The organism is Cedecea sp. B1(4), from assembly GCF_059414925.1.
In genome coordinates, this window is sequence record NZ_JCAHMZ010000035.1 from 1 (window position 1) to 994 (window position 994).

At 60.2% G+C, this 994-nt stretch carries 3 protein-coding genes; 1 reads left to right on the forward strand and 2 read right to left on the reverse strand.

Annotated features, from left to right (window positions below):
• Both merP and merT read right to left on the reverse strand, forming a co-directional pair.
• A partial coding sequence (gene merP, locus ACR6JA_RS22035) for a mercury resistance system periplasmic binding protein MerP (RefSeq protein ID WP_088352297.1) occupies positions 1–236 on the reverse strand: 236 nt, incomplete at its 3' end.
• A gap of 12 nt (positions 237–248) precedes the next feature.
• Complete coding sequence (merT, locus tag ACR6JA_RS22040) at positions 249–599, reverse strand: mercuric ion transporter MerT (RefSeq protein ID WP_494599506.1); 351 nt, start codon at positions 597–599, stop codon at positions 249–251.
• 71 nt (positions 600–670) lie between these two features.
• On the opposite strand from merT, the gene ACR6JA_RS22045 reads away from it, so the two are divergent.
• Positions 671–994: MerR family DNA-binding protein (locus ACR6JA_RS22045; RefSeq protein ID WP_494599508.1), on the forward strand; the 324-nt coding region annotated here is incomplete at its 3' end.

Genomic DNA, 994 nt, shown 5'->3' on the forward strand with positions numbered 1-994 from the left:
GCCTTGGTCAGCTTCTGCACGCTGGTCTTGGCATCGTCGAAGGTGACGACCGCTTGGCGTGTCTCGAAAGTCACGTCAACTTTGCTGACGCCTTCGACCTTGGAAATCGCCTTCTTGACAGTGATCGGGCAGGCGGAGCAGGTCATGCCCGGTACGGACAGCGTGACGGTCTGGGTGGCGGCCCAGACGGGGGCAACAACGGCGGCGAGGGCGAGGGAGGCAAACAGTTTCTTCATGGTGAACTCCGATCAGTAGAAAAATGGCATGACGTAGGGAAATCCGAGCGCGACCAGAACCAGCGCGGCCACGATCCAGAAAATGAGCTTGTAAGTAGCTCGCACTTGGGGAATCGCGCAGACCTCACCCGGTTTGCAGGCCGCTGCCTGCCGGTAGATGCGCCGCCAGGCGAAGAACAACGCCACCAGCGCCACGCCGATAAAGATGGGGCGATAGGGTTCCAACACCGCCAAGTTGCCGATCCAAGCGCCGCTGAACCCCAAGGCGACCAGAACCAACGGCCCGAGGCAGCAAGCCGAGGCGAGGATGGCGGCAAGCCCTCCAGTGAAGAGCGCGCCGCGCCCGGTTTTTGGTTCAGACATGCGCTTGTCCTTTCGAATTGAAATTGGATAGCGTAACCTTACTTCCGTACTCATGTACGGAGTCAAGCGATATGGAAAACAATTTGGAGAACCTGACCATTGGCGTTTTCGCCAAGGCGGCCGGGGTCAATGTGGAGACCATCCGTTTCTATCAGCGCAAGGGCTTGTTGCTGGAGCCTGACAAGCCCTATGGCAGCATCCGCCGCTATGGCGAGGCGGATGTAACGCGGGTGCGCTTCGTGAAATCAGCCCAGCGGCTGGGCTTCAGCCTGGATGAGATCGCCGAGCTGCTGCGGCTGGAGGATGGCACCCATTGCGAGGAAGCCAGCAGTCTGGCCGAGCACAAGCTCAAGGACGTGCGCGAGAAAATGGCTGACCTGGCGCGCATGGAGGCC

Coding starts and splice junctions, on each gene's coding strand:
- merT (WP_494599506.1), bottom strand. CDS start 599: ATGTCTGAACCAAAAACCGGGCGCGGCGCGCTCTTCACTGGAGGGCTT.